The organism is Citrobacter sp. wls829, assembly GCF_005280825.1.
GTDB classification, from domain to species: Bacteria; Pseudomonadota; Gammaproteobacteria; order Enterobacterales; family Enterobacteriaceae; genus Citrobacter; species Citrobacter gillenii.
The window spans coordinates 1-20,983 of record NZ_SZWP01000101.1; the positions used below are offsets into that span (position 1 = coordinate 1).

A 20,983-nucleotide genomic window follows, 5' to 3' on the forward strand; every position below is an offset into this window, starting at 1 on the left:
TTCGAGTCCCGTCCGTTCCGCCACTTATTGAAAGCCCTGAGTTAACGCTCAGGGCTTTTTCTTTTGCTGTCATTCAATTATTGCTAAATCTGCAAAAATCCTCTGCGTTATACGCTCTTTTTATCTACACGTTAGAAGGCCATACTCCTCCGACTAACGAAGACTGTGATTAAAAAGAGGAAATTTATGACTATCCCTGCATTCGGTTTAGGTACTTTTCGCCTGAAAGACGACGTCGTTATCGCTTCTGTTAAAACAGCTCTGGAACTGGGCTATCGTGCCGTCGATACCGCACAAATCTATGATAACGAAGCCGCGGTTGGTCAGGCGATTGCTGAAAGTGGTGTGCCGCGCAGTGAGCTGTATATCACCACCAAGATTTGGATTGAGAATCTCAGCGAAGAAAAACTGATCCCGAGCCTGAAAGAGAGTTTGAAGAAACTGCGTACCAATTACGTTGATCTGACGCTGATCCATTGGCCTTCACCAAACGATGCGGTTTCTGTTGAAGAATTTATGCAGGCATTACTGGAAGCTAAAGCACAGGGCCTGACTCGCGAAATTGGTATCTCTAACTTTACCATTCCGCTAATGGAAAGAGCCATTGCTGCAGTGGGCGTAGAGAACATCGCGACCAACCAGATTGAGCTGTCCCCGTATCTGCAAAGCCGTCAGGTGGTTGACTGGGCCAAAGCGCACGGTATTCACATCACGTCTTACATGACGCTGGCATACGGTAAGGCACTGAAAGATGAAGTCATTGCCGGTATTGCCGCGAAACATAATGCGACACCGGCTCAGGTGATTCTGGCATGGGCGATGGGTGAGGGATACTCGGTGATCCCTTCTTCGACCAAGCGAGAAAACCTGGCCAGTAACCTGCTGGCGCTGGATCTGCGTCTGGATGCTGAAGACAACGCGGCGATCGCGGCGCTGGACTGCAACGATCGTCTGGTTAGCCCGGAAGGTCTGGCACCCGAGTGGGACTAATAACCTGACCCAGCGACCCTCTGTGCCCTTTAACCCTCTTTCACAGCTCCTGCGGGAGCTGTTCTTATATGTTCACTCAAAAAGTCGATAAATGCCCGAATGCGAGTGCTTACTGCCCGATCGCTGTAGTAAACAGCGCTGAACGGCATCTCTACTGGCAGGCGTTTATCCGCCAACAATTCGACCAGTTCACCTCGTGCGATCTCCTTATCAATCATATAATCTGAAAGACAGGCAATACCGTTTCCGCTCAGACAAAGTTGTTTTAGCGTTTCGCCGCTGTTAGAAGATAGTCCGCATTCAGCCTCATGAAGCTGCCCATCGCTGCAGGCAATCGGCCAGGTATTGAGTGAAACCGGTTCAGAAAAACCGAGACACAGGTGCTGCTTAAGCGCTTCGACGCTCTCTGGAACACCAAATTTCGCAATATAGTCAGGCGAAGCAATAATCTTACGATAGCTGGTAAACAATGGACGTGCGCGTAGGCTCGAGTCAGTCAGCGTGCCTGCACGTATAGCTACATCCACTTTTCGTTCAATAAGATTGATGAACGTCTCTGAAGAGACCAGCGACAGCGTCATCTCAGGATAGCGTTCGCGGAAGGGCTTGATGAGCGGAATCAGGAAATGCAGCATAACCGGCGTAGCGGCGTCAATGCGCAGCAAGCCACGCGGCGTATTGCGAGACTCCATAATTTCCGTCTCTGCGGCGGCCATTTCCTGCAAGATTAGCTGTACGCGCCTGAAGTAACGTTCACCTTCCTCGGTCAGGCTTAGCTGTCGGGTGGTCCGATTGAGCAAGCTGACGCCCAGTTTCATCTCCAGTTTTTTTACGGCCCGACTGACGGCAGAATTGGCCTGTCCCAACTGCTCTGCGGCGCGGCTAAAGCTACCGCTTTCCACAACAGCCACAAAAATCGCCAGTTCTTCTGAGGTTGCTTTCATTTTTGCACCTGAAGCAAAATTATATTGAGATTTTGAATATTTTTGTTATTAAAGCATCCCGGCATACTGCATGTCATCTGATTACTGATGATATGGAGTTTATTTATGCCACTCGCTTTATTCGCACTGACTATAAGTGCCTTCGCCATTGGCACGACCGAATTTGTGATTGTCGGCCTGGTACCGACTATTGCTGAACAACTGGCCATCTCTTTGCCTTCTGCGGGGATGCTGGTTTCAATTTATGCGCTGGGGGTGGCGATTGGCGCACCAGTGCTGACCGCTCTGACAGGGAGCCTGCCGCGTAAACAGCTGCTGGTTGCGCTGATGGTGCTGTTTACTGCCGGTAATTTGCTGGCTTGGCAGGCTCCGGGCTATATGACTTTAATTGTCGCCCGTCTGTTGACCGGTCTTGCACACGGCGTGTTCTTCTCGATTGGTTCAACCATTGCAACAAGTCTGGTGCCTAAAGAGAAAGCGGCTTCGGCCATCGCCATTATGTTTGGCGGTTTAACGGTGGCCCTGGTGACGGGCGTTCCGCTGGGCACATTTATCGGTCAGCATTTTGGTTGGCGTGAAACCTTCCTCGCAGTCTCAATGCTGGGCGTCATTGCGCTAATTAGCAGCCAGTTGCTGATCCCGGCGAATATTCCAGGTCGGGCTGCCGCCAGTATCCGCGATCAGGTGAAAGTCTTAACCCATCCTCGTCTGCTGTTGATTTATGCGGTTACGGCGCTGGGCTATGGTGGTGTCTTTACGGCGTTTACCTTCCTTGCACCGATGATGCAGGATCTGGCCGGATTCTCCCCGACAGCGGTAAGTTGGATCTTATTGGGATACGGCGTCTCTGTGGCTATCGGTAATATCTGGGGCGGTAAACTGGCGGATAAACATGGTGCAGTCCCTGCATTGAAGTTCATTTTTGCTGCACTGTTTGTTCTGCTGATGCTATTCCAGTTAACGGCATCCACGCAGTACGCGGCGCTGGTAACGATATTGGTGATGGGGATCTTTGCCTTCGGTAACGTACCGGGATTACAGGTTTATGTTGTGCAGAAAGCGGAACAATTTACCCCCAATGCAGTTGATGTCGCCTCCGGACTGAACATTGCGGCGTTTAACGTCGGTATTGCACTGGGTTCGGTGATTGGCGGGCAAACGGTAGAGCATTATGGCTTAGCGCAGACGCCGTGGATTGGCGCGCTTATCGTACTGGCTGCTTTCTTACTGATGGGCATCAGCGGTCGTCTTGATAAACCTGCGCGGATCACGCTGGGATAACTCATTGATGTAAGTACCCACTTACAAAACAAACTGCAATTGCTCGTTGAAAGTAAGCCTTAAAGTCCCTATAACTGAAGAACCAGTCCGGCTGCGGACTGGTTGACGTTACAGAGGTTTGAAAGTCTACAGTGCGAAAAAACACCTATGCTATGCGCTATGTTGCCGGACAACCCGTTGAGCGGATCTTACCGCCACGGTCGTTTGCGCATATTGGTCAGGCATTACCCGCCGGCGTTCCCTTAAGCAGTGAAGACCGTATTCGCGTGCTGGTGTGGAATATTTTTAAACAGCAGCGGGCAGAATGGTTGTCGGTGCTGAAGAACTTTGGCAAAGACGCGCATCTGGTGTTATTGCAGGAAGCCCAAACCACGCCGGAACTGGTGCAGTTTGCGACCGCTAACTATCTTGCTGCCGATCAGGTTCCCGCCTTTGTGCTGCCTCAGCACCCCTCTGGCGTCATGACGCTGTCGGCGGCACATCCTGTTTACTGCTGCCCTCTACGCGAACGTGAGCCTATTTTACGGCTGGCAAAGTCGGCGCTGGTGACGGTATATCCCCTGCCAGACTCACGTTTATTGATGGTGGTGAACATCCACGCGGTTAACTTCAGCCTCGGGGTGGATGTCTATAGTAAGCAGTTACTTCCCATTGGCGATCAGATTGCTCATCACAGCGGCCCGGTGATTATGGCCGGTGATTTCAACGCCTGGAGCCGTCGACGGATGAATGCGTTGTACCGTTTCGCCCGTGAAATGTCGCTACGCCAGGTGCGCTTTACCGACGATCAGCGCCGACGCGCGTTTGGTCGCCCGCTCGATTTTGTGTTCTATCGTGGTTTGAACGTCAGTGAAGCCTCTGTGCTGGTGACGCGCGCATCCGATCACAATCCACTACTCGTTGAATTTAGTCCCGGCAAGCCTGAACAATAAAGGTGTGTCAGGTCTGCCGTGGGGCAGGCCTGTTAGGGTGCTGTCCTTTATCTTTCACCACAACCGAAGGACAACACAATGACTACACGCTCTCATCATGACAACGTCGAAAAGCAGTTTGGCTCGCAAGCGAATGCCTATTTAACCAGCACGGTACACGCCTCTGGCCGTGATTTACAACGGCTGGCGGAAAGGCTGTCGGCATTTCCACAGGCCAGCGTTCTCGACATGGGATGTGGTGCGGGACACGCCAGCTTTGCGGCGGCACATCAGGTAAAACAGGTCGTGGCGTATGATTTATCGGCGCAGATGCTCGACGTGGTCGCGCAGGCGGCAAAAGAGAAGGGATTAGACAATATCGCTACCCGGCAAGGATATGCCGAAAGCCTGCCGTTTGAGGATGGCTCTTTTGATGTGGTGATTAGCCGCTATTCTGCTCATCACTGGCATGATGTCGGACGCGCGCTGCGAGAAGTGAATCGTGTATTGAAACCTGGCGGTGTGGTGATTGTGATGGATGTCATGTCACCTGGGCACCCGGTGCGGGACATCTGGCTGCAAACCGTTGAAGCGTTACGCGATACCTCACATGTGCGCAACTATTCCAGCGGTGAGTGGCTGTCATTGATGAATGATGCCAATCTGATTGCCGATACGGTGTTGACGGACCGCCTGCCGCTGGCGTTTAGCTCATGGGTCGCGCGGATGCGTACCCCGCAGGTGTTGATTGACGCGGTTCGTTTATACCAGCAGAGTGCGTCTGCCGAAGTGCAGGCCTACTTCGCGTTACAGCAGGACGGGTCGTTCACCAGTGACACGATTATGGTTGAGGCGCATAAAGCGGCATAAATAAAAAAGGCACTGGGGGGAAACCAGTGCCTTAATGTTTATACTGCTATCAGGAGTCCGGCATGCCGTTGTTTTTCACAAACAACGTCAGCTGATCGCCCGGCTGCAGATTGTCGGTATCGTTATTCCAGCGCATCACATCCTTGATGTTGACCCCGTGACGTTTAGCAATGCTCGAAAGCGAATCGCCCTTACGTACACGATAGGTAATGCTATCGCTGTTTTTAGCCAGTCGCTGCGCGCTGGTGCCTGCACCTACGGTCAAACTTTGGCCCACTTTCAGAGTCGAACTACGCAGATTATTCCACTGCTTTAGCTCATTCGCATTCACGCCAAGACGTGAAGCGATGCCGGAAAGCGTATCGCCAGAGCGAACCTTGTAGCTACGGCTGTTCAGCGGCGTGTTATCCGCGACCAGCGTTGACTGTACGGCTGCAATTTCGCCTGACGCCAGGGACTCACGCAGTTTCTCCGCGTGCTTCTTTGGCACCATCACATATTGCGGGCCGCTGACACCCAACGTGGAGCCTTTCACGCCAGCATTGAAGGTCTTCAGCTTGCTGACGGAAATACCCGCCATATCGGCAACCTGAGCCATCTCAACCGGACTGTTCAAGCGAACACGTGCCAACGCGCGGCTTTCGTCTGTGGTTGGCAGACGCACGCCATAACGCTTGCTGTTCTTGAGAATATCACTCAATGCCAGCATTTTGGGCACATACTGCTTCGTTTCCTGAGGCAGAGGGAGTGACCAAAAATCGGTGGGCTTGCCACGAGATTTGTTCGCTTTCATTGCCTTCATCACGCGACCTTCACCGCTATTATAAGCAGCAACGGTCAGCAGCCAGTCGCCATCAAACATCTTGTTCAGACGCTGCATCATGTCCAACGCGGCAGTGGTGGAAGCCACAATGTCGCGACGTGCATCATAATTGCGGGTCTGCTTTAAACCATAATTGCGCCCCGTGCTCGGAATGATCTGCCAAATGCCTGCGGCATTGGCGCCAGACGTTGCGTGAGGATCAAAAGCGCTCTCCACTATGGGTAGGAGTACCAGCTCCATCGGCATGTTACGTTTCTTAACTTGCCCGGCTATCCAGTACATATACGGCTCTGCCCGTAACGTTACATCGTGGAGATAGCTCTTATTGCGTAAATACTTCTGTTTCTGTTCGCGAATCCGGTTGTTTTCCGGAATTCCCATCTTTAGCTCGTCACCAATGAAAGCCCACAAATCCTGATCGGCGGCGATAGATGTCCCATCGTCCATCCAGCGCGCCTGGCTTGTAAACTTTCCTGCTTCCCCTTGACCAGCTGCAGAAAGGCTCTGTGCGTGTTGTTGGACGTTACCAGTATTCTGGCACCCAACAAGCAGGACAGAGGCGAGTAATATCGCTTTTGCCTTCATGTGTGTGTCAATAGTTGCTTAAAAGACGACCGATCATAACGGCGAAGTTTTCAAAAGGCAACCCAGAATTGTCAGAACGTATCTTTCTTTGACCTTAACCACGCAAAACGCGCTTCAGGTTGTTGCAATATTGTTTCTTTGTTTATTTCATTAATTAAATCAATATCTTCCGTTCTTAAAAAAATATTATTTCTGCGCTCATTTTTCAGAATTACGGGTAGTGTCATTTGGTTTTTTACGCGTAACTCATTAACTTTACGATAATAATCATTTATGGACGGATCGTGCGGGAGGATGCTTAAGGCAAACTTCATATTTGCTAAAGTGTACTCATGTGCGCAACAAATTAACGTATCATCCGGAAGGGCTCTTATTTTTTTAAGTGATTGATACATTTGTAATGCTGTGCCTTCAAAAAGCCGGCCACAGCCGCCGGAAAACAGCGTGTCGCCGCAAAACAGATAAGGGTGGCTGAAGTAACAGATATGTCCTAAAGTGTGACCCGGCGTGGCAAATACGCTAAATTCATGCCCTAAAACGAGTGCGATATCACCCTCTTCGACTACACGTGTGGTTCCCTTATCTTGTGTTTCAGCAGGTCCATAGACCACTATTTGTGGAAAGCGCTGCACAAGTTCTTTCACGCCGCCAACGTGATCATGATGGTGGTGGGTAAGTAAAATAGCCTCTGGCACCCAGTTGTGCTCAGCAATGGCTTGTAGCACCGGAGCCGCCTCGCCAGGATCGACAATCAGGCAACGGTTCTCATTATTGGTCAGGACCCAGATGTAATTGTCATCAAAGGCGGGAATACTGTTAAGATTCATAAATTACCTCTCAATGCGAAACGGAAGGTTGTGATGAAACCGGCAAGGCTCCCTCAAACTGTCGTAGCGCCCGTGAGCTGGGATGATTTACCCTGGGGCGAACACTATCGTGAGGCGCTGGAGTATCAGCTTAACCCGTGGTTTGCAAAAATGTACGGTTTTCATCTGCTTAAGATTGGTAATTTAAGCGCAGAAATCAATTCCGAAGCGTGCGCGGTTTCTCATCAGGTCAATGTTTCTTCGCAAGGCTCGCCGATGCAGGTGCTGGCGGATCCTCTGCATCTTCCCTTTGCCGATAAATCTGTTGATGTGTGCCTGCTGGCGCATACGCTGCCGTGGTGCTCCGACCCGCATCGCTTACTGCGCGAGGCCGATCGTGTGCTTATCGATGACGGCTGGTTAATACTGAGCGGATTCAACCCGGTCAGCCTGATGGGCCTGCGCAAGCTGGTACCGGTATTACGTAAAACATCACCTTACAACAGCCGGATGTTTACGCTGATGCGCCAACTGGACTGGCTTTCGTTGCTGAATTTCGAAGTGCTGCACGTCAGCCGTTTTCACGTTTTGCCCTGGAAGAAGCACGGGGGAAAAATGTTAAGTGCGCATATTCCGGCGTTGGGATGTATGCAGCTGGTGGTCGCGCGCAAGCGAACTATCCCGCTTACGCTTAACCCAATGAAACAAAACAAAAGCAAAGCGCGTATCCGCCAGGCCGTTGGTGCAACCCGGCAATACCGTAAACCGGACGCTTAAGCTTCGGGTTGATACCCAACATCATCCTGTGTAGGACTCATCGCCGCGGCGCGGGCAAGCTCGTCGCAGCGTTCGTTTTCCGGGTGGCCAGCGTGGCCTTTGACCCATTCCCACTTGATTTGGTGCTGACCCAGCGCCGAATCCAGGCGTTTCCAGAGATCGACATTCTTGACCGGTTTTTTGTCTGCGGTTTTCCAGCCGCGTTTTTTCCAGTTGTGGATCCACTGGGTGATACCCTGGCGCACATACTGGCTATCGGTACTGAGCACCACTTCACATTGTTCTTTAAGTGCTTCTAGCGCGACGATAGCCGCCATTAGCTCCATGCGATTGTTGGTGGTGAGGTTGTATCCTTCGCTAAAGGTTTTTTCTCGCCCGCGAAAGCGTAAAATTGCCCCGTAGCCGCCGGGCCCTGGATTTCCCAGGCAAGAACCGTCGGTGAAAATTTCTACCTGTTTAAGCATCTCTGGTAGACTTCCTGTTTTAGAGATCGATATAAACGACAAGTCTGACATAAATGACCGCTATGAGCACTGGAATTACACGGCAGATCGTCCTCGATACCGAAACCACCGGTATGAACCAGATCGGTGCCCACTACGAAGGCCACAAGATTATTGAGATCGGTGCGGTTGAAGTGGTGAACCGACGCCTGACCGGCAATAACTTTCACGTTTACCTGAAGCCCGATCGGCTGGTGGACCCGGAAGCGTTTGGCGTACACGGCATCGCGGATGAATTCCTGCTCGATAAGCCCACTTTTGCCGATGTTGCCGATGAGTTTCTTGACTACATCCGCGGTGCGGAGCTGGTCATCCATAACGCATCGTTTGATATCGGCTTTATGGATTATGAGTTTGCAAAGCTCCATCGCGATATCCCGAAAACGAACACCTTCTGTAAAGTGACCGATAGCCTGGCGCTGGCGAGGAAGATGTTTCCTGGCAAGCGTAACAGCCTTGATGCACTATGCTCGCGTTATGAGATAGACAACAGCAAGCGTACCTTGCACGGCGCATTGCTCGATGCCCAGATTCTGGCCGACGTTTATCTGATGATGACCGGTGGGCAGACCACGATGGCATTTTCCATGGAAGGTGACAGCCAGCAGCAGAATGATACCGGGATCCAACGGATTGTGCGTCAGTCCGGCAAGTTACGTGTTGTTTTCGCCACTGATGAAGAGTTAGCGGCCCATGAGTCGCGCCTTGACCTGGTTCAGAAGAAGGGCGGAAGTTGCCTCTGGCGGGCATAGTTTGCGCGTTTACCGTGCAGAAATGGCTATTCGGGTGATTTTTGCAGCAAACGATTAAAAACGTGAGAAAAAGCGTTGACGAGGGGCGAGGCAATCCGTAATATTCGCTTCGTTCCCAAGCGGAACACAACGCGGAGTGGTAGTTCAGTTGGTTAGAATACCTGCCTGTCACGCAGGGGGTCGCGGGTTCGAGTCCCGTCCATTCCGCCACTATTCAGAAAGCCTGAATCAGCAATGATTCAGGCTTTCGTCGTTTTAGCCCACAAAAAAAATAACAAGCTCGCTACCAAGGGTAACGAGCTGTCAGCATTACTCGCCCAGCGTCTGTGCGATATCTTTTTGCACCAACTTACGCTGCTCTGGTGTGAGGACTTTGCTCAGGTCAAAGTAGTATTTCACGCGGTAGTAACGTGCCTGCTGTTCGATGTTGCTGAACGCGGCAAGCTGTTTCTTAACAGCGGCATCATCCCATTTTCCGGACTTGATCACGTCAATCAGCACGCCGTCTTTAACGTCGTTCACCGAAATCTGGCTGACATTGGTTTCCAGCTGTTGGTGCAGCTTTTTAATCTGCGCCACCTGGTCGTTGCTCAGTTTCAGGTGCTGTACCACTGGATCCTGGGCCGGGGCCGGAACGTTGGATACGTTTGCTGCAAGAGTGCTAAAAGAGGCGCCCGCCAGGGTAGCAGCCAGCAACGTCATGCGTACGAATTTCTTCATTTTGATATCCTGATAAGGGAATTTACGTGTGAGTATCATTTTCAGAATACGTTGCCTGAAGCATGTCGCCACGCGAATTTGTTTTGCGGTGCGTTACGGAGTGAAACAATCCCGCCACGAGGAAACCGTTCCGTAACGGGCGAGAAGAGATATCTCTATAGTGTAAACGGGTCGGCATCCTGCCAGGCTGGAAACTTCTCGCGATACTCCCGCAATGCTGTAAGCGACAGCTCAGCATCAATCCGCGTGGCCTGGTGCGCCTCGGCGGTGGCAATAATTTCCCCTTGCGGGTTAATTACCCGGCTGTCCCCGCGATAATGATGGCCATTGCCATCGCTACCAACCCGGTTACATCCTGCTACATAAGCCTGGTTCTCAATTGCCCGGGCGACCAGCAGTGCCTGCCAGTGCAGTGAGCGTGGTGCAGGCCAGTTTGCGACATATAATGCCAGGTCATAATCCTCGCGATTGCGTGACCATACCGGAAACCGCAGGTCATAACAGACCAGCGGTAAAATACGCCAGCCGCGCCATTGAACAATGACGCGTTCTTCTCCAGCCTGATAATACTGGTGCTCGTTCGCCATGCGGAACAGGTGGCGTTTATCATAAAAATGAACGCATCCTTCGGGTTCTACCAGTAAAAAACGATTTACCGGGCCACGTTCTGACTGTAACGCGGCGCTGCCGGCGATTAGCGCATTTGTCTGCTGCGCTTTGGCGTGCATCCAGCGAACAACCTCTTCCTGCGTAAGCGACGTGCTGGCCGCTTCCATCGCAAAGCCGCTGGTAAACATCTCGGGCAATACAATGACGTCTCGTCCGGTGATGGTTTCAAGCTGTCGGTCGAAATGGCGCAGGTTAGCCGGGCCATCCATCCAGATCAGTGGTTGTTGCAGTAGGGTAATTTTCAAACCAGGCACAATCGAGGCTCCTCGTTGAACAGCATTTTGACACTGTAGCATGAGCATTACCGAAAATGTGGCAATAAAAAGCCCCGCGTTAAGCGGGGCTGGAAGTCGTGCGCGATCGCTATGCCGCTTCGACTTTACGCACTTTCTCTGGCAACTTTACCGGCTGGGTCGCCAGCTCCTCAGGGTCAAAATCATCCACGTTGATGCTGCGCAGACGGCTCTCTTCCGCTTTCACCAGAATCGCGGCTTCGTCTTTATCAATCAATCCTTTTGCCAGCGCGTTACGCGCCAGTTCATCCAGGCGGGTAAACGGCAGGTTTTTACCCAGCTCTTTGCAGATACGCTGGTGGATAGGGTCGGCGGCAATCACGTCCAGCAACGCTTCTTCCAACAAGCCGACCGGATTGTATTGGCTTGGCGTCAGGTACTGACCGCGACCGATGCGTGAACGGGTTGCGCTCGGCACCTGCAAAATCTTCGCAACTTTATGATCCAGTTTGTCAGAAGGCGCATGGTAGTGGCGACCGGTCGGGAAGATAACCACATTCAGCAGCCCGGCAACGAAACGGTTCGGGAAGTTTTGCAGCAGATCGTCCATCGCCTGTTCCGCTTTATACAACGCATCCTGTACGCCCCAGTGAACCAGCGGCAGGTCGGCTTCATGGCGGCCTTCGTCGTCATAACGCTTCAGCACGGCGGAAGCCAGATACAGCTGACTTAACACATCGCCCAGACGCGCGGAGATACGCTCGCGACGCTTCAGACTACCGCCCAGCACGGCCATGGAGACATCTGAGAGTAATGCCAGGTTGGCGCTCAGACGGTTCAGGTGCTGGTAGTAACGTTTGGTGGCATCACCGGTTGGCGTGCTGCTGGTAAGCCCGCGCGTCAGACCGAGCCAGAAACTGCGTACCTTATTGCTGCCGACGTGACCAATGTGCTTAAACAGCAGCTTATCGAACGCATTCACATCGTTGTTCTGCGCCGCCGCCATCTCTTCCAACACGTACGGATGGCAACGAATTGCCCCCTGGCCGAAGATCATCATGCTACGGGTCAGAATATTGGCACCTTCAACGGTGATGGCGATCGGGGCGCCCTGGTAAGCACGCGCCAGGAAGTTGCTTTCGCCCAGCATAATGCCTTTACCGCCAGTGATATCCATCGCATCGATGATTGACTGCTGCCCGCGGTGGGTACAGTGATATTTCACGATGGCGGAAAGTACCGCTGGTTTTTCGCCGAGCATAATACCGTAGGTAATCAGCGACGCCGCGGCGTCCATCACGTAGGCGTTACCGGCAATACGCGCCAGCGGTTCTTCAATACCTTCCATCTTGCCGATAGAGATTTTGAACTGGCGACGAATATGCGCATAGGCACCTGTTGCCATGGCAACCGATTTCACGCCACCTGTCGAGTTAGATGGCAGCGTAATGCCGCGCCCCACAGACAGACATTCCACCAGCATACGCCAGCCCTGACCGGCCATCTTCGGGCCACCGATAATGTAATCAATCGGTACAAAAACATCTTTACCCAGCGTCGGACCGTTCTGGAACGGGACGTTCAGCGGGAAGTGGCGACGACCAATTTCTACACCCGGTGTTGAGGTGGGGATCAGCGCGCAGGTAATGCCCAGATCTTCCTCGCCGCCCAGCAGTTTTTCCGGGTCGGAGAGTTTAAACGCCAGGCCCAGCACGGTGGCGATAGGGGCCAGCGTGATATAGCGTTTGTTCCAGGTCAGGCGCATACCCAGCACCTGCTGACCCTGCCATTCACCCATGCAAACTACGCCGGTATCCGGAATCGCCCCTGCATCGGAGCCCGCTTCCGGGCTGGTCAGCGCAAAGCAAGGGATTTCCTGACCACGCGCCAGACGCGGCAAATAATGGTTTTTCTGTTCTTCGGTGCCGTAATGTTGCAGCAGTTCACCCGGGCCTAATGAGTTAGGTACGCCAACGGTGATCGCCAGGATCCCGGAGACGCCGGAGAGTTTTTGCAGTACGCGAGCCTGTGCATAAGCAGAGAATTCCAGACCGCCATACTCTTTCTTGATGATCATCGCGAAAAAGCGGTGCTCTTTCAGATACGCCCACAGTTCTGGCGGCAGATCCGCTAATTCATGGGTGATCTGGAAGTCGTTTGCCATGCGGCACGCTTCTTCGACCGGACCGTCAATAAAGGCCTGCTCTTCTGCCGTCAGGCGTGGCTGCGGATAACTGTGCAATTTCTTCCAGTCCGGTTTGCCCTGGAACAGATCGCCTTCCCACCAGGTGGTACCGGCATCAATTGCTTCTTTCTCGGTGCGCGACATCGGCGGCATAACCTTACGGAAGCCGCGGAACACTGGCGCAGAGATCATGGATTTACGCATCGGCGTAAAGTTAAACGGCACCAGAATAATGGCCAGAGGAACCAGCAGCCAGACCGACCACAGGCCAGCTACGCCGAGCGCAGCCGTCCATGCGAGCAAAATTACGCTGCTGAGAAACAAGCTCACGCGGTGATAAAACAATACGCCGAGCAGAACAATCGTTGCGAGAATACTCAAAATCATCATATCGAAAAGCTCCCTTGCTTGTAGGAGGTCTGACCACTTGTGATGATATGGTTGTAGTGGATGTAAATTCTTTTATCAATGTGTTTACAAAATAATTACAACAAAGCTCACATTGTTGTTGTTTTCACCGGCACAAAAAATCAAAAGCCACAGCCATTCCTGTGGCTTATGCTTCTCGCCTGTAGTGCTATCCGGTACACTGCATCTTGTCATTTACATTCATGCTGAAGGATATCCTCATGTACCAGGATCTTATTCGTAACGAACTGAGCGAAGCGGCGGAAACGCTGGCTAATTTTTTAAAAGATGACGCCAATATTCACGCTATTCAGCGCGCGGCGGTCCTGCTGGCAGACAGTTTTAAAGCGGGTGGCAAGGTACTTTCCTGCGGTAACGGCGGCTCCCATTGCGACGCAATGCACTTTGCTGAAGAGCTGACCGGGCGCTACCGTGAAAACCGTCCGGGCTATCCGGCGATCGCTATCTCTGATGTCAGCCATATCTCCTGCGTCAGCAATGATTTCGGTTACGATTATATTTTCTCTCGCTATGTTGAAGCGGTAGGGCGTGAAGGGGATGTCCTGTTAGGCATTTCGACCTCCGGTAACTCGGCAAACGTGATTAAAGCCATTGCCGCTGCGCGTGAGAAAGGAATGAAAGTCATCACCCTGACCGGGAAAGATGGCGGCAAAATGGCCGGCAGCGCCGACATTGAAATTCGCGTCCCGCACTTTGGCTATGCTGACCGTATTCAGGAAATTCACATTAAAGTGATTCATATTCTGATTCAGCTGATCGAAAAAGAGATGGTTAAGTAAGAAGGCTATTGCCGGATGGCGGCTGAAGCCTTATCCGGCCTACTTGCGTTTTGCGTAGGCCTGATAAGTGTAACGCCATCAGGCAGTTCAGCGTTTTAAGGTAGGTGATATATGTGCGAACTGCTCGGGATGAGCGCCAACGTGCCAACCGATATTTGCTTTAGCTTCACCGGGCTGGTTCAGCGCGGGGGTGGTACCGGGCCGCACAAAGACGGCTGGGGGATTACGTTTTATGAAGGTAAGGGTTGCCGTACATTTAAAGATCCGCAACCCAGCTTTAATTCGCCTATCGCCAAACTGGTACAAGACTATCCCATCAAATCCTGTTCCGTGATTGCTCATATTCGTCAGGCGAATCGGGGAGAAGTGGCGCTGGAAAATACCCATCCGTTCACGCGTGAACTGTGGGGGCGCAACTGGACCTATGCCCATAACGGACAGCTAAGCGGTTATAAATCGCTGGAAACCGGTAATTTTCGTCCGGTCGGAGAAACCGACAGCGAAAAAGCGTTCTGCTGGCTGCTACATAAGCTGGTTGAACGTTATCCGCGTACGCCGGGCAACATGACAGCGGTGTTTAAATATATTGCCGTCCTGGCCGGGGAACTGCGTGAGAAGGGCGTTTTCAACATGTTGTTGTCCGACGGGCGCTACGTGATGGCGTTCTGTTCGACCAATCTGTTCTGGATCACCCGCCGCGCACCTTTCGGCGTGGCGACGTTATTGGATCAGGATGTAGAAATCGACTTTAGCTCCGAGACCACACCCAATGATGTGGTCACCGTGATCGCTACGCAGCCGCTGACGGGCAATGAAACCTGGCAAAAGATTATGCCAGGTGAATGGGCGCTATTTTGTCTCGGGGAGCGTGTAGTTTGACGCCAGCTGTGGCTGAATCACTTCATGGCTCAACGGTTTGCTAACGACGTAACGACCATCGACCACGGAAACAGTCGGTGGCTTACGCGTCTGTTCAAAATAGTCGTATCCCGGTTTTAGCTGTGACCAGAACTCTTTGTAATACGAGTTCTGGTGGCGCTTCATGTTGGCATCGGTCATGCGGAACGGGTAAATGCTGACCTGCACGCTGGACTGGCCAAATACTAACGCCCCAGTGACAAACTGGAAAATCTCATCAATGCCGTTGTCGGTCATGGCATAGCAGCCGACAGAAACGCAGGCGCCGTGGATCATCAGGTATTTACCTTCGTACCCGTGCGCGCGGTCATAGGCGTTGGGAAAGCCAATATTAATCGCTTTATAGAAGCGGCTATCCGGTTTGAGCTGACCGCGTTGTACGCTGTAAAACCCTTCCGGGCTTTTAAAATCGCCCTGACGTTGCTTGGGTCCTAACCCGCCGGAATAGTTACAGATCTTGTAGCTGTCGAGCAATTGATACTGTTCGCCCATCTTGACGTACAGATCCAGCGTGCGTTCTTCTTTAAAGATCTGAATATAGACAGGAGATCCCATCAATTGCTGCTTATATTCTTTGCTGACAGGTGCAGTTGGACTGCTACTGCTCAGCAAACCGGCAAATGAAACGCACGGTAATAAAAGCATCGCAAGAAAAAATGCGATTTTACGCATACTGCTTATTCCTTGATAAAACGGTTACACACGCCAGGACGGCAAATAGAGTCGCCAAATCGGATAAATCTGGATTTGGAGCGCTCACATTAGCACCAAGAAAGTTTTTCGCAAGTCTCTCGTGCTGCGTTTACACTTTAGTTTCTCTTTATACGCAACATTGGACTTAAAGGCAGTCAGACAGCGGCGTAATTTGTCGCTGCTATCCGTCCATTGCATAAGATTAATACTGACTTTCTAATCTATTGAATTTAAAAAATTAATCTATTAATAATCAAATATTAAAAAAGATATCCCGCCAATAGCAGTACACTGCGCCGAACGTGTTTGACCAGGTATTCTTTTTTCATGTCTTTTGCCACTGCACCCCGACGCCTTTTGCCGGGCCTGCTGTCTTTGTGTGTCGTGTTGTCATTACCGTGTATCGCCAAAGTTCAGCCTGTCTTATCAAATACCCCCTTAAACTATGCGGCGCAGTTGCGTATGCGTAATCGTGCCCGGTTACTAAAGCAGTATCATGTGCAGGTAAAAAAGCAGGCCAGCTACGTGGTAGAAGGTAATGCGGAAAGTAAAAAGGCACTACGCCAGCAGAATCGCGTGCATATTAAACAGCACCCGGAGTGGTTCCCAGGTCCGCTTAAAGCCAGCGATCATCGCTGGCAGGAACTCGCCGAAAATCCTCATTTTCTCAGTAGCGATCACCTGCACAACATCACCGAAGTGGCGATTCATCGCCTTGAGCAACAGTTAGGTAAACCGTATCTGTGGGGGGGAACCCGTCCGGATGAAGGCTTTGACTGCAGCGGGCTCGTTTTCTATGCCTACAATAAAATTCTGGCGGCGAAACTGCCCCGTACTGCCAATGAAATGTATCACTATCGGCGGGCGACAATTGTCTCTAATCGCGATTTACGTCGTGGTGATTTACTGTTTTTCCATATTCACAGCCGGGATATTGCCGATCATATGGGGGTCTATTTGGGGCAGGGGCAATTTATTGAGTCGCCACGTACCGGCGAAACGATCCGGGTCAGCACCTTGTCCGAACCTTTCTGGCAGGATCATTATCTCGGTGCCCGACGAATTCTGACGGAAAATACAATTCTGTAATAGTCAGGCGGTACTTTCAGCACCGCCTCATCACGCGTTAGCTCAACGCGCCCATAATTTTTAATTCCAGCTCATCCGGCACTTCATTATACGACAGCACCTGTAGCCCCGGCGCGAACAGACGAGCATAGCGAGCGAGCAGCGGACGTAACTGTGGAGCGACCAACAATATCGGTTCTTTCCCCGCGGCTTTCATTTGTTCTTTTATCTGCGGCATATTGGTCTGGAACTGATTAAGCATATTCGGATCGACCGGTACGCTGTCGAGCATCACTTTGCCACTTTGCTGTGCCTGATTGACCACGTTTGCCAGTAAATTCTCCAGTTCACTATTGAGCGTGTAGACCGCCAGCTCATCTTTGCGTACAAACGGGTGAGTAATACTGCGACGCAGCGCAAGACGGACATCTGCCGTCAGCAGAATGGGATCTTTGGTGGTCGCGCTGCTGGCAACCAGCACGGTGGCAATGGTAACGATATCGCGTAATGAAACGCCTTCGATAAGCAGCGTCCGGTAAACCTTCAATAACTGGCTGTAATTCAGCGCTGCACTGAGATCTTCCGCCAGACGCGGTGCCATGGACGACAGGCGGTTATGTAACTGCGTAATATCATCGTAATTAAACAGATCGGGAATATAGCGACGAATAATCTTATTCACGTGCGTGGCAATGACGCTGGCGCTATCAATAACCTGATACCCCATATTTAACGCTTTGGCTTTTTGCGCCGGCACAATCCAGGTAACGGGCATCCCGTAGGCCGGGTCGTTCCCTAATACGCCATCTATTTCGCCGTAAGTTTCGCTGGAGGGTAGCGCCATCAGCTTATCTGAGGGGATATCCGCCTCATCCGCTTTAATCCCATTGATGAAAATGGCGTACTGCGTGGGTTTCAGTCTGAAGTTTTCGCGGATACGAATTTCAGGCAGCAACACGCCGTTGCCGTCAGAAATCACCTGCCGCACGCCACGAATACGCTGGGTCAGCGGATTACCTTTCGATTTATCGACCAGCGCCACCAGCTTATAGCCCAGACTCAGGCTAATGGGCTCAATTAACGGAATGGTTTCCCAACTGACCTGCTGCTCGGTGGTTTCGGTGATGGTTTTGGTCAGCGTTTCGAGATTTTTCTCTTCAGTCTCGGCGACTTTCGGACGCTTGCTCATGCGCCAGGCGGTGAACCCTAACAGCGCCGTAAAAGCCAGGAACGGGAAATGTGGCATGCCCGGCACAACGGCCAGCACGAACATAATGCTGGTGGCGGTATAGAGCACCGAAGGGCTGGCCAGCAGCTGGCTACGTACGTCGGTGGCAATATCGCCGCTGTCGCTGACGCGCGTGACGATAATCGCCGCCGCCGTCGACAACAGCAAAGACGGGATTTGCGCGACCAGGCCGTCACCGATAGTCATCAGCACGTATTGCTGGAACGCGGCCTCAGCGCTTAAATCGTATTTAAAGATCCCAATACAGACGCCGCCGATCAGGTTGATGGCCAGGATCATCATCCCGGCGATGGCGTCCCCACGCACGAACTTTGAAGCACCATCCATCGCACCGTAGAAATCTGCCTCACCCGCCACGTCTTTGCGTCGTGTTTGCGCCTGCGCCTGGTTGATCAACCCGGCATTCAGATCGGCATCAATCGCCATCTGTTTACCGGGCATCGCGTCCAGCGTAAAGCGGGCGGACACCTCGGAGATACGTTCAGCACCTTTAGTTACCACGATAAAGTTGATGATCATCAGGATGATAAACACCACAAAGCCGACCACGAAGTTACCGCCGATCACCACCTGACCGAAGGACTCGATCACTTTACCGGCGGCACCGGCACCCATATGGCCATGCAGTAACACCACGCGCGTTGACGCCACGTTTAGCGTCAATCGCATCAGGGTGGTAATCAGCAAAATGGTCGGGAACAGGCTGAATTCGAGCGGTCGTTTTGCGGAAACGGCCACCAATAGCACCATCACCGCCAGCACGATGTTAAAGGTGAACAGAATATCCAAAAGTGCAGGTGGTAACGGCAGGATCACCATCGCCAGAATACACAGGATCACCAGCGGCACGCCGATATTGCCGTTACGCAGCAGCGCCATGAATTGTTTAGTTATTTTCGGCATCCAGTTTAAGAACCTCTTTTGGAATGGAAATATGTCTGTTCAGTGAAGGGCGTGCTTGTGCTCCGTCACGCCAGTGTTTCATTTGCAGGACGTAGGTCAGGACGTGGGCAATCGCCCGATAAAGTTGAAACGGAATTTGCTGATTCACCTGGGTGGTGTAATAAACAGAGCGTGCCAGCTTGGGAAACTCAACGACTTCAATGTTGTTCTCTGCAGCGACCTGGCGGATATACAGTGCAATTTCATCCGTGCCTTTGGCGACAACGAACGGCGCGGCGGCGCGAGCATGGTCATACTGTAAGGCGACGGCGTAGTGCGTTGGGTTGACGATCACTACGTTGGCCTTCGGTACCACTTTGCGAATTTGGCCCATCGCCATTTGCCGTTGCAAACGCCGGATCCTCGCTTTAACCTCTGGTTTACCTTCCTGGTTTTTATATTCTTCTTTTATTTCCTGCTTGGTCATCTTCAGCCCTTTGGTGAACATTTTTTTCGCCAGAGGAACGTCCACGAGAGCAAAAAAGATAAACAAGATGACAAAGTTGCGCATCACGCTGCTGTAGAGTGATAGACCATCGCTAATCGCCTGTTTAAAAAACAGCTCTTGTAACCCGAGAAACGAGGCAAAGTTATTGCGCAGGGTTATCCACAGCATGATTAAAAGCACGATAGCCTTCAGCGTCATTTTTCCGGTTTCCACCAGATGCTCTGTGGAGAACAGACGCCCTATGCCCTTAATCGGACTTAACTTGCTGAAGTCCGGTAAAATTTTCTTCGGCAGGAACAGCCATCCACCCGGCACCAGCGAGGCAAACAGGGCGGCTACGGGCATCGGCAACAGCGTCAGAATAAATTTCGCCAGAATCAGCAGATGATGTTCGAGGAACTGTCCGATGATATCCGGGTCATTAATATTCTGTGCGTACTGATGCACGCTGATGAAGCTTTCGCGCACGAAATCTTCATACCAGGGAAAGCTGCTGGAGATCACCATAAATGCGGCAAACAAGCTGGCGGCAAGCCCCATGTCTTTTGAGCGCGGGATCTGCCCATCCTCTCTGGCTTTGCGAAGTTTTTGCGCCGAGGGTTTTTCTGTTTTTTCTTCGCTGCTGCTATCCGCCATAGTGTCCCTTTAGCGCGTCGAGCTGCTGCAGGACGAAATTCGCCAGGTGCAGATAGTGGTCGGGCAGGTTGTACAGCAGGGTGGCGAAACAGACCAGACCCGCCAGCATATTGATAGGAAAGCCCAGGGAATAAAGGTTGAGTGGGGGCGCAATGCGGTTCAGCAGACCAAAGCAGCCCTGAACAACCAGCATGATAAACGTGGTTGGTAGCGCCAGCAGCGTGGCGGCTGCAAATACCCAGCCCAGCGCCAGGGAAATAGTGCGGAGAGATTGCGGATGCAGCGCATTGCCAATCGGCCTGTAGGTAAAGCTTTTGAATAAAATACTCACCAGCAGCAGATGCCCATCCATCGCGAAGAACAGAATTACCGCGTAAATGTTGATCATTTCCGCCAGCACCGTCGTCGATGCGCCGCTGCTGGGATCGTTCATCACCGCCATACTCATCCCCATGTTAAACGAGAGGATCTGCCCGGCTAACTGGAGTGCTAAAAACAGAAACTGCAGCATCAGGCCAAACAACATACCCCACAGAAACTGTTCTGCGGTCAGGATGATGCTGTTTATTGACAGCAGGCTGATGGGGACGGGATGGGGGATCAACGGCGTAATGATGAATGCCAGCGCCAGTGACAGCACGATACGTATGCGGACCGTCAGCGCGGCGTTATCCAGCACCGGCGCATAGTGTATAAACGCCATAATGCGCACGAAGGGAAACCACATGCCCAGGATCAGGCTGCTTAGCTGTGTGATATCGGTTTCGCGCAT

General features: G+C 51.9%; 19 protein-coding genes, 1 tRNA gene and 1 pseudogene. 10 read left to right on the forward strand and 11 right to left on the reverse strand.

Annotated elements, in window-relative coordinates:
* The first annotated feature begins 186 nt into the window (after positions 1-186).
* Positions 187-990: a 2,5-didehydrogluconate reductase DkgB gene (dkgB, locus tag FDW88_RS19540; protein WP_137363200.1), complete on the forward strand. Its 804-nt coding sequence runs from the start codon at positions 187-189 to the stop codon at positions 988-990.
* Positions 991-1,019: 29 nt separating this feature from the next.
* Here dkgB and yafC read toward each other — a convergent pair whose 3' ends face one another.
* Positions 1,020-1,934: a DNA-binding transcriptional regulator YafC gene (gene yafC, locus FDW88_RS19545; RefSeq protein WP_096758211.1), complete on the reverse strand. Its 915-nt coding sequence runs from the start codon at positions 1,932-1,934 to the stop codon at positions 1,020-1,022.
* A 105-nt stretch (positions 1,935-2,039) separates the two neighbouring features.
* On the opposite strand from yafC, the gene FDW88_RS19550 reads away from it, so the two are divergent.
* From FDW88_RS19550 to FDW88_RS19560, 3 genes are all read left to right on the forward strand, one after another.
* A complete protein-coding gene (locus tag FDW88_RS19550) occupies positions 2,040-3,215 on the forward strand; it encodes an MFS transporter (protein ID WP_137363201.1) in 1,176 nt (391 codons plus the stop codon).
* A 131-nt stretch (positions 3,216-3,346) separates the two neighbouring features.
* Positions 3,347-4,147 (forward strand): endonuclease/exonuclease/phosphatase family protein, encoded by an 801-nt coding sequence (locus FDW88_RS19555; RefSeq protein ID WP_115259371.1) that lies wholly within the window; start codon positions 3,347-3,349, stop codon positions 4,145-4,147.
* 78 nt (positions 4,148-4,225) lie between these two features.
* Positions 4,226-4,996 (forward strand): class I SAM-dependent methyltransferase, encoded by a 771-nt coding sequence (locus FDW88_RS19560; RefSeq protein ID WP_115259369.1) that lies wholly within the window; start codon positions 4,226-4,228, stop codon positions 4,994-4,996.
* Between the two features lie 49 nt (positions 4,997-5,045).
* Here the strand turns inward: FDW88_RS19560 and mltD are convergent, their stop codons facing one another.
* Both mltD and gloB read right to left on the reverse strand, forming a co-directional pair.
* Positions 5,046-6,404 carry a murein transglycosylase D gene (gene mltD / locus FDW88_RS19565; RefSeq protein ID WP_096758207.1) on the reverse strand — a complete coding sequence of 453 codons (1,359 nt, stop codon included), beginning with the start codon at positions 6,402-6,404 and terminating at the stop codon, positions 5,046-5,048.
* Between the two features lie 71 nt (positions 6,405-6,475).
* Positions 6,476-7,231, reverse strand: a complete 756-nt coding sequence (gloB, locus tag FDW88_RS19570) for a hydroxyacylglutathione hydrolase (protein ID WP_137363202.1) — start codon at positions 7,229-7,231, stop codon at positions 6,476-6,478.
* A gap of 33 nt (positions 7,232-7,264) precedes the next feature.
* On the opposite strand from gloB, the gene FDW88_RS19575 reads away from it, so the two are divergent.
* Positions 7,265-7,987 carry a class I SAM-dependent methyltransferase gene (locus tag FDW88_RS19575; protein WP_115259365.1) on the forward strand — a complete coding sequence of 241 codons (723 nt, stop codon included), beginning with the start codon at positions 7,265-7,267 and terminating at the stop codon, positions 7,985-7,987.
* Here the strand turns inward: FDW88_RS19575 and rnhA are convergent.
* Positions 7,984-8,560 (reverse strand): annotated as a pseudogene (rnhA, locus tag FDW88_RS19580) (ribonuclease HI). The gene FDW88_RS19575 and the pseudogene rnhA sit on opposite strands and share 4 nt — an antisense overlap.
* Here rnhA and dnaQ point away from each other — a divergent pair.
* Entirely contained in the window at positions 8,514-9,242 is a 729-nt protein-coding gene (gene dnaQ, locus FDW88_RS19585; protein ID WP_197737705.1) for a DNA polymerase III subunit epsilon, read from the forward strand. The pseudogene rnhA and the gene dnaQ sit on opposite strands and share 47 nt — an antisense overlap.
* A gap of 133 nt (positions 9,243-9,375) precedes the next feature.
* Positions 9,376-9,452 (forward strand) — tRNA-Asp (locus FDW88_RS19590).
* Positions 9,453-9,551: 99 nt separating this feature from the next.
* On the opposite strand, the gene FDW88_RS19595 is transcribed toward FDW88_RS19590, so the two are convergent.
* From FDW88_RS19595 to fadE, 3 genes are all read right to left on the reverse strand, one after another.
* Positions 9,552-9,962 (reverse strand): Spy/CpxP family protein refolding chaperone, encoded by a 411-nt coding sequence (locus tag FDW88_RS19595; RefSeq protein ID WP_096758202.1) that lies wholly within the window; start codon positions 9,960-9,962, stop codon positions 9,552-9,554.
* A 155-nt stretch (positions 9,963-10,117) separates the two neighbouring features.
* Positions 10,118-10,885: an amidohydrolase gene (locus tag FDW88_RS19600; RefSeq protein ID WP_115259360.1), complete on the reverse strand. Its 768-nt coding sequence runs from the start codon at positions 10,883-10,885 to the stop codon at positions 10,118-10,120.
* Between the two features lie 109 nt (positions 10,886-10,994).
* Positions 10,995-13,439 (reverse strand): acyl-CoA dehydrogenase FadE, encoded by a 2,445-nt coding sequence (fadE, locus tag FDW88_RS19605; RefSeq protein ID WP_117342002.1) that lies wholly within the window; start codon positions 13,437-13,439, stop codon positions 10,995-10,997.
* Between the two features lie 239 nt (positions 13,440-13,678).
* On the opposite strand from fadE, the gene lpcA reads away from it, so the two are divergent.
* Positions 13,679-14,257, forward strand: a complete 579-nt coding sequence (gene lpcA, locus FDW88_RS19610; RefSeq protein WP_096758199.1) for a D-sedoheptulose 7-phosphate isomerase — start codon at positions 13,679-13,681, stop codon at positions 14,255-14,257.
* Positions 14,258-14,368: 111 nt separating this feature from the next.
* Entirely contained in the window at positions 14,369-15,136 is a 768-nt protein-coding gene (locus FDW88_RS19615) for a class II glutamine amidotransferase (RefSeq protein WP_115259356.1), read from the forward strand.
* Here the strand turns inward: FDW88_RS19615 and dpaA are convergent.
* The gene (gene dpaA, locus FDW88_RS19620) at positions 15,107-15,847 is read right to left on the reverse strand and encodes a peptidoglycan meso-diaminopimelic acid protein amidase (RefSeq protein ID WP_117342003.1); all 741 of its coding nucleotides are present in this window, start codon (positions 15,845-15,847) and stop codon (positions 15,107-15,109) included. The genes FDW88_RS19615 and dpaA overlap by 30 nt on opposite strands.
* A gap of 348 nt (positions 15,848-16,195) precedes the next feature.
* Between dpaA and FDW88_RS19625 the strand changes: the two genes are divergently transcribed.
* The gene (locus FDW88_RS19625; RefSeq protein ID WP_137363203.1) at positions 16,196-16,957 is read left to right on the forward strand and encodes a C40 family peptidase; all 762 of its coding nucleotides are present in this window, start codon (positions 16,196-16,198) and stop codon (positions 16,955-16,957) included.
* A gap of 37 nt (positions 16,958-16,994) precedes the next feature.
* Here the strand turns inward: FDW88_RS19625 and flhA are convergent, their stop codons facing one another.
* Genes flhA through fliR form a run of 3 tightly spaced genes read right to left on the reverse strand, consistent with a single transcriptional unit; the run spans position 16,995 to position 20,983 of the window.
* Entirely contained in the window at positions 16,995-19,088 is a 2,094-nt protein-coding gene (gene flhA / locus FDW88_RS19630) for a flagellar biosynthesis protein FlhA (protein WP_117342004.1), read from the reverse strand.
* Positions 19,072-20,211, reverse strand: coding sequence for a flagellar biosynthesis protein FlhB (gene flhB, locus FDW88_RS19635; RefSeq protein WP_137363204.1), 1,140 nt, complete (start codon positions 20,209-20,211; stop codon positions 19,072-19,074). The genes flhA and flhB overlap by 17 nt, the downstream gene beginning before the upstream one ends.
* Positions 20,201-20,983: a flagellar biosynthetic protein FliR gene (gene fliR / locus FDW88_RS19640; protein ID WP_137363205.1), complete on the reverse strand. Its 783-nt coding sequence runs from the start codon at positions 20,981-20,983 to the stop codon at positions 20,201-20,203. The genes flhB and fliR overlap by 11 nt, the downstream gene beginning before the upstream one ends.